12 protein-coding genes are annotated in these 13,090 nt (G+C 65.0%); 5 read left to right on the top strand and 7 right to left on the bottom strand.

Features of this window, described 5'->3' with window-relative positions:
- Positions 1 to 225: 225 nt before the first annotated feature.
- On the bottom strand, positions 226 to 1,179 hold the full coding sequence (locus AC1DPF_RS12575) for an aromatic alcohol reductase (RefSeq protein WP_477961678.1): 954 nt from the start codon (positions 1,177 to 1,179) through the stop codon (positions 226 to 228).
- Between the two features lie 68 nt (positions 1,180 to 1,247).
- Between AC1DPF_RS12575 and AC1DPF_RS12570 the strand changes: the two genes are divergently transcribed.
- The 3 genes from AC1DPF_RS12570 to AC1DPF_RS12560 all read left to right on the top strand — a co-directional run bounded on the left by AC1DPF_RS12570 (position 1,248) and on the right by AC1DPF_RS12560 (position 3,705).
- Positions 1,248 to 1,685, top strand: a complete 438-nt coding sequence (locus AC1DPF_RS12570) for a winged helix-turn-helix transcriptional regulator (protein WP_477872815.1) — start codon at positions 1,248 to 1,250, stop codon at positions 1,683 to 1,685.
- A gap of 256 nt (positions 1,686 to 1,941) precedes the next feature.
- On the top strand, positions 1,942 to 2,937 hold the full coding sequence (locus AC1DPF_RS12565) for a dihydrodipicolinate synthase family protein (protein WP_477872813.1): 996 nt from the start codon (positions 1,942 to 1,944) through the stop codon (positions 2,935 to 2,937).
- A gap of 240 nt (positions 2,938 to 3,177) precedes the next feature.
- On the top strand, positions 3,178 to 3,705 hold the full coding sequence (locus AC1DPF_RS12560) for a DUF1993 domain-containing protein (protein ID WP_477872811.1): 528 nt from the start codon (positions 3,178 to 3,180) through the stop codon (positions 3,703 to 3,705).
- 586 nt (positions 3,706 to 4,291) lie between these two features.
- Here the strand turns inward: AC1DPF_RS12560 and AC1DPF_RS12555 are convergent.
- The 6 genes from AC1DPF_RS12555 to AC1DPF_RS12530 all read right to left on the bottom strand — a co-directional run bounded on the left by AC1DPF_RS12555 (position 4,292) and on the right by AC1DPF_RS12530 (position 9,740).
- Positions 4,292 to 5,221 (bottom strand): MBL fold metallo-hydrolase, encoded by a 930-nt coding sequence (locus tag AC1DPF_RS12555; RefSeq protein WP_477961675.1) that lies wholly within the window; start codon positions 5,219 to 5,221, stop codon positions 4,292 to 4,294.
- Positions 5,222 to 5,267: 46 nt separating this feature from the next.
- Complete coding sequence (locus AC1DPF_RS12550) at positions 5,268 to 5,603, bottom strand: STAS domain-containing protein (RefSeq protein ID WP_477872807.1); 336 nt, start codon at positions 5,601 to 5,603, stop codon at positions 5,268 to 5,270.
- A 69-nt stretch (positions 5,604 to 5,672) separates the two neighbouring features.
- Positions 5,673 to 6,302: an arylesterase gene (locus AC1DPF_RS12545; protein WP_477872805.1), complete on the bottom strand. Its 630-nt coding sequence runs from the start codon at positions 6,300 to 6,302 to the stop codon at positions 5,673 to 5,675.
- A gap of 184 nt (positions 6,303 to 6,486) precedes the next feature.
- Positions 6,487 to 7,086 carry a M23 family metallopeptidase gene (locus AC1DPF_RS12540; RefSeq protein WP_477961673.1) on the bottom strand — a complete coding sequence of 200 codons (600 nt, stop codon included), beginning with the start codon at positions 7,084 to 7,086 and terminating at the stop codon, positions 6,487 to 6,489.
- A gap of 14 nt (positions 7,087 to 7,100) precedes the next feature.
- Complete coding sequence (locus tag AC1DPF_RS12535) at positions 7,101 to 8,033, bottom strand: L,D-transpeptidase family protein (RefSeq protein WP_477872927.1); 933 nt, start codon at positions 8,031 to 8,033, stop codon at positions 7,101 to 7,103.
- Between the two features lie 123 nt (positions 8,034 to 8,156).
- The gene (locus AC1DPF_RS12530; protein ID WP_477872801.1) at positions 8,157 to 9,740 is read right to left on the bottom strand and encodes a peptide chain release factor 3; all 1,584 of its coding nucleotides are present in this window, start codon (positions 9,738 to 9,740) and stop codon (positions 8,157 to 8,159) included.
- A 171-nt stretch (positions 9,741 to 9,911) separates the two neighbouring features.
- On the opposite strand from AC1DPF_RS12530, the gene AC1DPF_RS12525 reads away from it, so the two are divergent.
- Both AC1DPF_RS12525 and AC1DPF_RS12520 read left to right on the top strand, forming a co-directional pair.
- Positions 9,912 to 11,093: a BaiN/RdsA family NAD(P)/FAD-dependent oxidoreductase gene (locus AC1DPF_RS12525; protein ID WP_477961766.1), complete on the top strand. Its 1,182-nt coding sequence runs from the start codon at positions 9,912 to 9,914 to the stop codon at positions 11,091 to 11,093.
- Between the two features lie 102 nt (positions 11,094 to 11,195).
- Positions 11,196 to 12,974, top strand: coding sequence for a DEAD/DEAH box helicase (locus AC1DPF_RS12520; RefSeq protein ID WP_477961671.1), 1,779 nt, complete (start codon positions 11,196 to 11,198; stop codon positions 12,972 to 12,974).
- Positions 12,975 to 13,090: the final 116 nt, after the last annotated feature.

The following is a 13,090-nucleotide window of genomic DNA, read 5'->3' as shown; positions in this document are numbered from 1 at the left end:
CGGGAGGACGGCCGGCCTGACATTGCGATACGCCCCTGCGTCGGCGCGACGACAGGCCCGGATTCCGGACCATGGCTGCTCGCGTCACGAGCGCCACGGAGTCTCTTATATGTGACAAAATCCCGGGTGCACGGGGTTGATCGTGCGTTTTTTTGTTTTTCGATTCCGCGGGGGGCTTCGGAGATAGGCCGCATGCCCTGAATTCGGGCAGTCGCCCCGCCCACATCACTTGTCGCGTGCGCTTCGCAGATCAGCGTTGATCAGCGCCGAAAGGTCGGTGACCGGAATGCCCTGGCGATCGTTGAACGTGCCCGCCTTGGGCCAGGATACACCGCGACCGATCGCGAAGGCGGCGCGATACTTGCGCATCATGTTCTTCGGATCGTTCGCCAGCTCGTCCATCAGGAAGGGCACGCTCCAGACCGACCGCTTGAACGGACGCCCCAACGCTGCCTCCAGCTTATCCGCAACCCCATCGTAGGTGACGGTGTCACCGGCCAGGAACACGATCTCGTTGCGGATCGTGGGCTCGAAGAACAGGATTTCGGCGGTCAGCACGCCGATGTCGTCCGGCGTCGTCAGCGTCACCGCGGTGTCGAGGCTGCCGAGCGCGTGGACCTCGCTGTTTTCTAGATCGACGACGCCGAAGTCCGGCTCGAACAGGTAGCTCATGAACATGCCGGTGGAGATGATGACCCACTCGGTCTTGTCTTGCGAGCGCAGCAGCTCGCGCACGTCGAGTTGGGCATCGAAGATGTCCTGCGGACCGCCGCGGCCGATCGCCTCGAAATCGACGCCGAACTGCCATGGGAAGTAGCGCGGAATGCCGGATTGCAGAGCCGCCTTGGCGAGCTTCATCGGCGTGTTGATGCCGGCCGCATAGCCCGCGCAGCCGATCACTGTATCATAACGCGTGAAGAGCGCCGCCAGCTCATCGATTGTGTCACTCACCAGATCGCCGAGGACGATCTCAATACCCGCCTCCCGGATTTCCGCGATGTCACGCTGCTTGGATGGATCGCCGGACTCGACAGCGCTCTCGCGGAGCAGGACGCTGATCCTGGCACCGTCAACAGCTGTCGCGCGACGCGCAAGATTGCGGAGAACCGGCATGCCGAGTTCGCCGGCGCCCAGCACCAGGATATTCCGGGACTTCACAGTGGAAACAGCATCATTCATCGTTCTAACTCGTTTAACCTTGGTGCCGGTGATCTGGCAACTCAGGGGAAAGTGCGAAAGATGGGTACATGCGTGATACTGCAGTCAGGTCGTTAAGCCGGGAGGACGTCCTCCAATATTCCCAGACCGTCTGCGATGGTCTCCGGGACGATGACGACGGGGTCCGCCGTGAGGTGCTGGCCCATGCCGGCAACCGCTGGTCGCTCGGGGTCATTCACACGCTCGGTGTATATGGCCAACTCCGCCATGCGGAGATCGGCCGGCGCATGCACGGGATCACGCAGCGGATGCTGACTCGTACCCTTCGCCATCTGGAGCGCGACGGGCTGGTCGTTCGTCACGATTTCGACGAGGTTGTACCTCATGTCGAATATGCCCTCTCGGAAACCGGCCTGGAGTTGCTGGTGCGGATGGTTCCCCTATGGACGTGGATCGTCGAAAACGTCGACAGCTTCAGGACCGCGCGCGAGACGTTCGACCAGCACCATATTGGCGGAGAGCCCTGACCGAAGCATTGAACCGCCGCCGGAGCTGTCCTCGAACACCATCGTTCCCGGCATCGTCGTGAGAGCCAGCCAGCTCCGGTTTCTCGGGGCTAGGTTCTCCACGGGAGCGCCCGCAGTCATTGCCTTCTGCACCAGCCTGACAAACAAGCAGAATATCAGCCGCATTGGTCCCCTTCACGTCAAACGGAGACAATGGCGATTGTCCTGACAGCATTACCCGCGCTAGCGCCTCGGATGACCTTTCAAGGAGAAGATAATGTCCGCCCCGAAGCTCAGGATTGAATCTGCCGGAATCAATGGCCTGTGGCCGATGTTACCCACGCCGGCGAAGGAAGGCGCTTCGGACTGGCGTAGCCGCGATACTGTCGACCTCGACGAAACAGCGCGAATGGTTGAGGCGTTGATCGAGGCGGGAGTCGATGGGCTTATGAGCCTGGGCACCTATGGTGAGTGCCATAGCCTGACCTGGGATGAGAAGCTGGCCTTCGTCGGCTGCGTCCTGGAGACCATTCGCGGACGCATCCCGTTTTTCGCTGGTACGACAGCACTCAATACCCGCGAGGTAATTGCCCAGACCCGGGCGATGCACGAGCTTGGCGTTTCTGGCACGATGCTGGGCGTGCCGATGTGGTGCAAGAACGATGTCGCGACAGCTGTTCAATTCTATAATGATGTTAGCGAAGCCTGCCATGACACGGCGATTATGATCTATGCCAACAGTGAGGCATTCAAGTTCGAATTCCCCCGTCCGTTCTGGGCGCAGGTCGGCAAGCTGCCGCAGGTCGTTGCTAGCAAGTACCTCGGAATCGGTTTGCTGGCAGCCGACCTCAACCTTGCTCCCGATATCCGCTTCCTGACGCACGAGGCGGACTATTACGCCGCCTCGCGTATTGCTCCGGACAGGATGACTGCGTTCTGGTCAAGCAGCGCGCTGTGCGGGCCACGCCCGGCGCTGGCGCTGCGCGACGCGGTGGCCAAGGCCAAAGTCAGCGGCGACTGGAGCAATGCCAAGGCGATCGCCGACCGTTTCCAGCAATGCGAACAGGGCTTGTTCCCGCGTGGTGAATTCACGGAATTTTCAAAGTTCGCCGTGGGGCTCGAAAGGGGGCGGATGAACGCTGCCGGTTGGGTGCGGGTTGGCGACCCTCGTCCGCCATATCATGTTGTCCCCGCGGAATATCTGGAAGGCGCCAGTCGCTCGGGACGAGCCTATGCAGCATATCATGCAGAACTCCAGCGATCAGGCCTCTAATGTCGAGCGGGGCACAGTCAATCCTCCAACTCGAATGGCCCCAATCGGCCTTCAGCGTGATGCTCTCGGCGAGCGGGTACATCGTGTCGCAGATCACCAGATCGGCCTTGCCGCAGAAGCTGTCGAAGGCCGTCTTGTCCTCGACATCCTCCATAGCGCATAGTCGCATTGAAAGGCCTTTCCGTAGACCGAAAGGATCGAGGCCGATTTCCAACCGACCAACATATTCGGAGAGATGCCTTGACCTTTTCCCTCTACGCCGCAGTCATACCGCCCTACCAGCGGACGCTCGGCAATCTCGCCGCGCTGCTCGACAAGGCGGAGGGCTGGGCGGCTGATCAGGGTATCGCTGAACAGGATATATTGGGCGCGCGGCTGGCGCCCGACATGTTCGACTTCGCCTATCAGGTGAAATCGGCGTCGGTCCACTCGATCGGCGCGATCGAAGCCGTCAAGCGGGGCAGCTTCTCACCCGACAGGACGCCGCCCGGCGAGAGCTTCGCGGCGCTGCGCGAACAGCTCCGGTCGACCCGCGCGGCGATCGACGCGATCAGCCCGGCCGAGATCGACAAGTTGGTCGGCCGCGACATGCGTTTCGTGATCGGTGAATATCATGTTGATTATTCGGCCGAGAGCTTCCTGCTCTCCTTCTCGCTGCCGAATTTCTATTTTCATGTGACGATCGCCTATGCGCTGCTGCGCGCGCGGGGCATGCCGATCGGCAAGCTCGACTATCTCGGCCAGCTGAACCTGGTGAAGGCCGGATAAGCGGGCGGCTTTTAATCTGGCGCACCCGACTCCGCTCATCCTGGAGGGACTGAGCCTGGCGAAGGCCTGTCTCGAAAGATCCTTCGAGACGCCATTTCGACTTCGCTCAATGGCACCTCTGGATGAGCGGTATTTGGATTCAACCTGGGCCCGTCATTCCAGCCCTTCGACTGCCCGCAAGGCAGGCGCTCAGGATAAACTTCAGCCAATGGCTGAAAGCTGGAATCTCTCTGTGCTCCCTTGTTGCGAAAAGGGCCAAGGGAGATCCCAGCTTGCGCTGGGATGACGGGCGGGAGGGACGTGGGTGAAGGCGGCCGCCTGAATCTCTCCGCCGTCACCCTGAACTTGTTTCAGGGTCCACCAGGAGCCTCGGCGTGCGGTTTGTGGCTGGGTGGATGCTGAAACAAGTTCAGCATGACCGAGGTGAAAGCGAGTGCGAACCGAGGCATGCGAAGGCGGGTTCGCGGCTGGGCCCAACAAGGGGCCCCTGTTGGGGACCTCCTTCGATACGCCATTTCGACAAGCTCAATGGCACCTCAGGATGACGGCATCTTGTCCAGCTTGAACAAACAGACGCCAGGCGTCGTCAGACCTCCAGCTCCAGGCTGTCATAGGAGCAGACGATCTCGAGCGGCCTATCGCCACGGCGGCTGAGCGCCTCGTAGCGGATCGTCTCGTCGTAGAGGCGGTCGATGTCGGCGTCGGTGCTGGTCGGCTCGTGGTGGAACAGCACCAGCTTTCCGGCGCCGGCGCCATGGCACAGGTTGACCGCCATGACATTGCTCGAATGGCCCCAATCGGCCTTGAGAGTGATGCTCTCGGCGAGCGAGTACATGGTGTCGCAGATCACCAGATCGGCCTTGTCGAAGAAGGTCTCGAACGCCTTCTTGTCCTCGACATCCTCCATGCGATGCTCGGCATCGGTGGAGAAGACCATCGTCCTGCCGTCGCGGCGGAAGCGCCAGGCGTAGGAGACATGGCTGTGGTCCTGCGGCATCAGATCCACGTCGATGCCGTCGACATGATAGGTCTGGCCGGGGGTCAGCACCTTGAACTCGATCTTGGCGCGCAGCCAGTCGAAGGCGACGGGGAAGCTGATCTCCTCCTGCTGGCGGCGCAGCGCCTCCTCCGCGTCGGCATGGCCCGAATGGATCACGATCGTAGCGCCGGGATCGAAGGCCGGGCCGAAGAAGGGGAAGCCCATGATATGGTCCCAGTGGAGGTGGGACAGGAAGAAATTATAGGTGCGCGAGCGGCCGGCGGCGACGCGGCGGAAGGCGTCGTTGCCCAGCTCGCGCAGGCCCGAGCCCATATCGAGGATGAAGAAGCTGTCGTCGGCGCCCTCGATCTCCAGGCAGGTGGTGGCGCCGCCATAGGTGTGCGCTTCGGCGAAGCTCAGCTCGTCATTGACGAAGGCGCGCGCGGCCGCCTCGTCCGCGAAGGAGCGGCCCGAGGCGCGCAGCAGGGCACCGACGACCTTGTCCTCGATCGCGCGGGCGCGGGGGGCGACCGGCAAGGAACCCCGCGTTCCCCAGAAGCGCACGAGCATCGAGCCGTCCCCCTCAGCCGTCGTTGGGATCGAGATGATCGACGATGTCGAAGATCAGCTGATAGCGACTGATTTCAAGCACCTCGCGGATGGCGGGGCTGGGGCGGGCGAGGATGATCTTCACATTGCTGGTGATCGCCTCCTTGCGGGCAATCGTCAACGCCATCAGCGCGCCTGCCGAAATATGATCCACGCCGGCAAGATCCAGGACGAACTCGCCCCCATCGCCGGCAGCGCTCGCGACGCCGTCGCGCAGACGATCGAGGAAGGCTTCGCGCGCATCATCGCCGATTTCGCCCGCCGGTTGCCCTATCGGTCCCCGCGCAGAAGAGGACGCCGACCATATCATCGAAGCCCTCCCCCGATCTGTTTCGGAGGCGAGCTTAGGGCCTGATCGGATCGGCTGCAACGGCTCTGATTACCGCTGTGTCAGCAGGGGCTTAACCCGCGGCAATATGCCCCTGACGATCACGGAAACCCCGGCCCTGTTGGGATGGATGGCGTCGCCGATATGCAGCGAACGGTCGCCGATGATGCCCTGCAGGAAAAAGGGATAGAGCGGGACACGATATTTTTTCGCGAGACGCGGATAGATCATGTCGAAGCGGCGGGCATAATCGGGGCCGAGATTGGGCGCAGCCATCATCCCGGCGAGCAGGACCGGAATGCGGCGCCCGGTCAGTTCCGCGAGGACCGCGTCGAGATTCGCCTCGGCGTTGCCGGGATCGAGGCCGCGCAGCATGTCGTTGGCGCCGAGTTCGACGATCACGAGATCCGGCTTGGCCTTCAGCGCCGCGAGCACCCAGTCGAGCCGCGCCCGCCCCTGCGCCGTCGTATCGCCGGACACCGCGGCATTATGTACCCGTGCCGCGACTCCCTGCCGCCGCAACGTGGCTTCGAGCTGCGGCACGAATCCCTGGCCCGGCGGCAGCTGGTACCCCGCCATCAGGCTGTCGCCGAACGCGACCACCAGCTTGTCGGCCGCCTGGGCGGGTGCAGAGATGAGGGCGAGGGCGAGGAGGGCGAGGAGCCGGCGGATCAGCGTCATGCGCGGGATATTGGCACGACATGGCCGAATGTCACCCCTTACGCCTGAGTGCTGCTGCCTGCCCCCAACGCCGTCATTCCAGCGAAAGCTGGAATCTCTCTGCCTTGAAGGGCTGAGAAAAAGGCGAAGGGAGATCCCAGCTTTCGCTGGGATGACGGACAAAGGCAAAAGAAGCCCTCCGCCGTCAGCGCGACGGCGTGGGTTTGCGCCCCACCAACAGCGGATAGGGGTTGATCGCTTTGCCCTGATACCAGGCCTCTCCGGGGGCCATCGCGTTGATCGCATAATGGAGGTGCGGTGCCTCCACACTTGCATCGCCGGTCGAACCGACCGTGCCGATCGGCTGGCCGGGCTTCACCTTCTGTCCCTCGGCCAGGCCGGACGCATAGCCGTCGAGATGGGCGTAATAATCGATCCACTGCCCACCCGGCCGCCGCACATAGATGGTGAGGCCACCGCGCTCGCTGTCGAAGATCTTCTCGACCGTGCCCGCCGCGGCGGCGAGCACGGGCGTCCCGCGCGGTGCCATGATGTCGATCGCATCATGGAGGCGGCCCTCGCTGCGGGCATCGTCGAACGTATCGGAGAGCTGATCCGCCCGCACGCCCGCGACGGGGATCACGAGACCGCCGCGGCCGGCCTCGGCGACCGGCACCRCCTCGCGCTGCGGCTCCGTCCTGGATGCGACGGAACCGTCCTTCCCGTCCGACAGGTTGAGGATGATGACCCAGGCGACATAGCCGGTCGCCACCAGCAGCAACATCAACGCGATCCTGCGAATCATTCCGCTCGCCTCGATCAGTCCTGGAAGACAGCGGGGGTGCCCGGCTTCACCATCATCGCCAGCCGCGCCGCATCCCAATTGGTCAGGCGGATGCAGCCATGGCTCTCGGTCTTGCCGATATTGTCCGGATTGGGCGTGCCGTGGATGCCATAATGCTGCTTGTCGAGATCGATCCACACCACCCCGACCGGCCCGTTCGGCCCCGCCGGCAGCACCGCCTTCTGGTCCTTGCTGTCGGCATCCCAGAACAGCTTGGGGTTGAAATGGAAGACAGGGTTGTAGGAGCGGCCCTGGATCTTCCACGTGCCGATCGGCAGGGGATCATGGCTGCTGCCCATCGTCGCCGGAAACTGCGCGACGAGCTTGCCCGCGCTGTCGAGCGCGCGCAGTACGCCATCCGACCTGTCGACCACCACCTTCGCCACGTCCGGCTGCTGCGAACCGACATTCAGCGTCCACAGCGTCTTGCGCCAGTCCGGCTTGAGATCGGCGGCATAATCCTGCGCCGGTGGAATGATGTTGGGAACCTTGATCGTCACGCCGGGCACCAGCTGGGTCTGCGGCGAGTTGAGCGCAATCAGCGTCGCCTTGCTGGTGTGATAGCGCTCGGCCAGCTTCTCCATCGCGTCGGAATAGCCGAGCGTCCGCATCCTGGCCTGCTGCGTCTCGCTGGCGGGGATCGGCCCGACAAAGGGCCCTTCGAGGATCTGGGGGCTGAGCTTCACGTCGATGACGGTGGGCATCGCCCGATAGGCATCGAAGCTGCTGACCGTTGCATCGTCGAGCTGCCCGGAGACGGTTAGGCCGTTGGCCTCCTGATAGCCTTTCAGCGCCTTGGAAAAGTTCAGCCCCCTGACGCCGTCGATCACGCCGGGGCCGAAGCCCAGCCGGTCGAGCAGCACCTGGGCCCCGAGCACGGCCGGATCGGGAGCCACCGCGTTCGCCATGGCAGGCAACAGGGCGGCGGCGATGATGATCGATTTTACGCTGCGCACAAAAACTCCTCTCGGTCGTAACGAGGGGAGAACGTGTGTCTCGCTATTTCTATCCGCTGAGGCTTACCGTCGAGGTTACCGCCGATCGCGGGTCGCGGAGAAGCGCAGGGCGGGGAAGCGCCCCTGGATATAGTTCAGTTCCCACTGATCCTTGGCCATGAATACCGGCGCGCCGTCGCGATCCTCGGCCATCGCGGCGCGGTGAAGCCCCTTGAACTCCTCGAGCGCCTTGTCGTCATCGGCGGCGATCCAGCGCGCAGTGTCCCAGGGCGAAGGCTCGAAGCCGGCCGCGACCTTATACTCGGCCTGGAGGCGCGAGATCATCACCTCCAACTGGAGCTGGCCGACCACGCCGACGATCCACTGCGACCCGATCGAGGGATGGAAGACCTGCATGATCCCCTCCTCCGCCATGTCGTTCAGCGCGTTGCGCAGCTGCTTGGTCTTGGTCGGATCGGCGAGCTTCACCCGCCGCAGGATTTCCGGCGCGAAATTGGGGATGCCGGTGAAGCGGATCATCTCGCCCTCGGTCAGGGTATCGCCGACCCGCAAGGTGCCATGATTGGGGATGCCTATGATGTCGCCTGGAAAGGCTTCTTCGGCGAGCTCGCGATTCTGGGCGAAGAACAGGATCGGGCTGTGGACCGCGATGGTCTTGCCGGTGCCGACCTGGTTCAGCTTCATGCCGCGCCGGAATTTGCCCGAGCAGAGCCGCATGAACGCGACCCGGTCGCGATGCTGCGGGTTCATATTGGCCTGCACCTTGAACACGAAGCCGGCGACATTGGGCTCGCCCGGATCGACGTCGCGCGGCTCGCCCGGCTGCGGCCGCGGCGACGGCGCGAAATCGGCGAGCGCGTCGATCAGCTGCTCGACCCCGAAATCCTTCAGCGCCGATCCGAAATAGACCGGCGTCAGATCGCCGTTGAGATAGGCGGTCTCGTCGAACGGCGCATAGCCGACCCCGGCCAGCTCGACCTCTTCGCGCAGCTGGGCGAGGCACTGCTCGGACAGCAGATCCTCCAGCTGGGAATCGTTGATGCCGGCGACCGAGACCGCGTCACCTTCATAGGCACCGGTCGCGTCCGACGCAGGGCGATAGAGCCGGTCGCGGGCGAGATCGTAGATCCCCTCGAAAGTGCCGCCCATGCCGGCCGGCCAGCTCATCGGCGATACGTCGAGCGCCAGCGCGTCGGCGATCTCGTCGAGAAGCTCGAAGGTCGGCCGGCCTTCGCGATCGACCTTGTTGACGAAGGTGATGATCGGCACCGAGCGGAGCCGGCACACCTCGAACAGCTTGCGGGTCTGCGGCTCGATGCCCTTGGCGGCATCGATCACCATCACCGCCGAGTCGACCGCCGTCAGCGTGCGATAGGTATCCTCGGAGAAATCCTCATGGCCCGGCGTGTCGAGCAGGTTGAAGGTGATGCCGTCGCGCTCGAAGGTCATCACCGACGAGGTGACGGAGATTCCGCGCTGCTGCTCGATCTTCATCCAGTCGGAGCGCGCCCGGCGGGTCTGGCCGCGCGCCTTGACTTCGCCGGCAAGATGAATCGCACCGCCGAAGTAGAGCAGCTTCTCGGTCAGGGTGGTCTTGCCGGCATCCGGATGCGAGATGATCGCGAAGGTGCGGCGGTCGGGGCGGTTCTGCTTGCTCATGATCGCGGCGGCCGATAGCAGCCTTCCAGCAAAAGCCCAACGCCGTTCGTGTCGAGCCCTTCGACTGCCTTGCAGGCGCTCAGGACAGGCTTCGGCCGGACGGCCGAAGTCGAGACACGGTTCCCCGCGCCAACGTCCCTCGACTGCGCTCGGGACGAACGGAGATCCACCATTCCCACCCCCTACGACGTCATCATCCTTGGAGCCGGCGCCGCGGGCTTGATGTGTGCGCTGACCGCAGGACAGCGCGGCAGGCGCGTGCTGCTGCTCGACCATCTCGACCGGGTCGGCGCCAAGATCCTGATCTCGGGCGGCGGGCGGTGCAATTTCACCAATCTCGACGGGGGGCTGGCCGACCGTTACCTGTCCGCCAACCCGCATTTCGCCAAGTCAGCGCTGGGGCGCTACACGCCCGCCGACTTCATCGCGATGGTCGACGCGCACGGTATCGCCTGGCACGAGAAGACGCTGGGCCAGCTGTTCTGCGACGGATCGGCGAAGCAGATCATCGCAATGCTGGAAGACGAGTGCTCCCGGGGCGGCGTCGAGACACGGCTGCTGACCCGCGTGACCAGCGTCTCGCACGCCGATGGCCTGTTCCGCGTCGAGACGCCGCATGGCACCGAGCAGTCCCAGGCGCTGGTGATCGCCACCGGCGGCCCGTCGATCCCGAAGATGGGCGCCACCGGCTTCGCCTATGATGTCGCCCGACAGTTCGGCCTGAAGGTGGTCGAGCCACGGCCCGCGCTGGTGCCGCTGACGCTGGGCGCGGAGGATCGGCTGTTCGAGAGCCTGTCGGGCGTGTCGCTCGATGTGGTCGCGAGCCTTGGCAAGGCGCGCTTCCGCGAGGCGGCGCTGTTCACCCATCGCGGCCTGTCCGGCCCCGCGATCCTCCAGATCAGCAGCTATTGGCGGCACGGCGACAGCCTGTCGGTCGATCTGCTCCCCGGCGACGACGCCCGCATGCTGCTGACCGATGCCAAACGCGCGCGGCCCAACGCCGAACCGCGCACGATATTGCGCGAACGCTTCCCCGATCGGCTGGCGGACGTCCTCGCCGATCGGCTCGGCCTGTCCGGTCCGCTCGTCACCCACAAGGATGCGGCGCTGGCCACGGCCGGCGCGCGTCTGAATAGCTGGACCTTCACGCCGAATGGCTCCGAGGGCTTCGCCAAGGCCGAGGTGACCATCGGCGGCGTTTCGACCGATGGCCTCGACCAGCGTAGCCTGGTGGCGAAGCGCGTGCCGGGCCTGCATTTCATCGGCGAGGCTGTCGATGTGACCGGCTGGCTCGGCGGCTATAATTTCCAATGGGCATGGGCCAGCGGGCGCGCGGCGGGCGAAGCGATTTGATCGGACCGACCGCCACTGGTGTTTTGCGGCGTCTTTGCCTATAGGGGCCTTCAACATGGCCGCGCGCGCGAGGCGCCGGTACCTTTTGCAATCGGATATCAGATGCCCTTTTCTACCCTGCCCCGGCCGGTCGCCGAGGCAATCACCGAGCGTGGCTACACCGAGCCGACGCCAGTACAGGCCCAGGTGATCACGGCGGACGCGAGCGGCCGTGACCTGCTCGTTTCCGCGCAGACCGGTTCGGGCAAGACCGTCGCCTATGGCCTCGCCATCGCCGAAACCCTGTTGCAGGGCGCCGAGACGCTGCCCAGGCCCGGCGAGCCGCTTGCGCTGATCATCGCCCCGACCCGCGAGCTTGCGCTCCAGGTGCAGCGCGAACTGCAGTGGCTCTATGCCAAGCTCGGCGCGCGCGTCGCCAGCTGCGTCGGCGGCATGAACGTCCGCGTCGAACAGCGCGCCCTGTCCTATGGGTGCCATATCGTCGTCGGCACGCCCGGTCGTCTCAAGGATCATCTCGAGCGCGGCACCCTGCAACCCGGCTCGCTGCGCGCGGTGATCCTCGACGAGGCCGACGAAATGCTCGACCTCGGCTTCCGCGAGGACCTCGAGGAAATCCTCGACCTCACCCCGCCCGAGCGCCGCACCCTGCTTTTCTCGGCGACGATGCCGAAGCCGATCGCCCTGCTCGCCAAGCGCTACCAGCGCGATGCGCTGCGCATCGAGACGGCCAGTGCGCGCGAGAGCCATGCCGACATCGACTATCGCGCTATGGCCGTGGCCCCCGCCGACATCCAGCATGCCGTCGTCAACGTGCTGCGCTTTCACGAGGCGAAGGGCGCGCTGGTATTCTGCGCGACCCGCGAGAATGTCCGCCGGCTGTCGGCGACGCTCACCGAACGCGGCTTCTCGGCGGTGACGCTTTCGGGCGAGTTGAGCCAGAACGAGCGCAACCACGCGCTGCAGGCGCTGCGCGACCGCCGCGCCCGCATCTGCGTCGCGACCGATGTCGCGGCGCGCGGCATCGATCTTCCCGGCCTCGAACTGGTGATCCATGCCGAGCTGCCGATCGATCCGGAGACGCTGCAGCACCGTTCGGGCCGCACCGGCCGCGCGGGCCGCAAGGGCACCTGCGTCCTCATCACCCCCTATCAGCGCCGCCGCCATGCCGAACGGCTGCTGCGCGCTGCGAACGTAAACGTCAGCTGGGATCCGGTCCCCACGCCCGACGACATCTATGCGCGCGACCAGGAGCGGCTGCTCGAGAGCCTCGCCGTCGGCGAGGTTTCCGAGGAGGATCTGGAGGTCGCCCGCAAGCTGCTCGAGACGCGCAGCGCCGAGGAGATCGCCGCCGCCTTCGTCCGCACCCAGCGGCAGAGCCTGCCCGCGCCCGAGGACCTGATCGATGCGTCTCCGGCTGCCCGCGGCGACCGCGACCAGGCACAGCGCGAGCAGGGTCCGCGTCCCGGATTCGAGGACACCGTCTGGTTCCGCATGAACGTCGGCCGCGGCGCCAACGCCGATCCGCGCTGGCTGCTGCCGCTGCTGTGCCGCCGCGGCCACATCACCAAGCGCGACATCGGCGCGATCCGCATCTTCCAGACCGAGACCCGCTTCGAGATCCCGCGCGCGATGGCGGGCAAGTTCCTCGACGCGCTGAAGCGCACCGCGGGCGAAGAGGATGGCGTTGTGATCGAGCCGGCCGGGGATGCGCMGACCCCGCCCGTCGCCCAGCTGCGCGACCGCCGCGGCCCGCCGCCGCGTGCCCAGCTGCGCCCGAATGGTCCGCCCCGCGGCGGGCCGCGTGGTCCAGGTGGGCCGGGCGGTCCCAAGCGCTACAGCCCGAAGCCGTTCGGCGGCGGGGGCGGACGCAAGCCGGGCTGAGCCCCTCCGCCGTCATGCTGAACTTGTTTCAGCATCCACTTTTGATCCAGGGCGCTGCCCAAGGGGACGGGTGGATGCTGAAACGAGTTCAGCAATGACGTTCGGGTTTACGCCGC

Source organism: Rhizorhabdus sp. P4_G6, assembly GCF_056401045.1.
Note: the sequence above shows the minus strand (reverse complement) of the source record. Positions and strands in the feature narration are given on the sequence as shown.

Bases quoted from the DNA above. Each gene is read 5' to 3' on its own strand.
- AC1DPF_RS12575 (WP_477961678.1), bottom strand. From the start codon at position 1,179: ATGAATGATGCTGTTTCCACTGTGAAGTCCCGGAATATCCTGGTGCTG.
- AC1DPF_RS12570 (WP_477872815.1), top strand. From the start codon at position 1,248: ATGCGTGATACTGCAGTCAGGTCGTTAAGCCGGGAGGACGTCCTCCAA.
- AC1DPF_RS12565 (WP_477872813.1), top strand. From the start codon at position 1,942: ATGTCCGCCCCGAAGCTCAGGATTGAATCTGCCGGAATCAATGGCCTG.
- AC1DPF_RS12550 (WP_477872807.1), bottom strand. From the start codon at position 5,603: ATGATATGGTCGGCGTCCTCTTCTGCGCGGGGACCGATAGGGCAACCG.
- AC1DPF_RS12545 (WP_477872805.1), bottom strand. From the start codon at position 6,302: ATGACGCTGATCCGCCGGCTCCTCGCCCTCCTCGCCCTCGCCCTCATC.
- AC1DPF_RS12535 (WP_477872927.1), bottom strand. From the start codon at position 8,033: ATGGCGAACGCGGTGGCTCCCGATCCGGCCGTGCTCGGGGCCCAGGTG.
- AC1DPF_RS12530 (WP_477872801.1), bottom strand. From the start codon at position 9,740: ATGAGCAAGCAGAACCGCCCCGACCGCCGCACCTTCGCGATCATCTCG.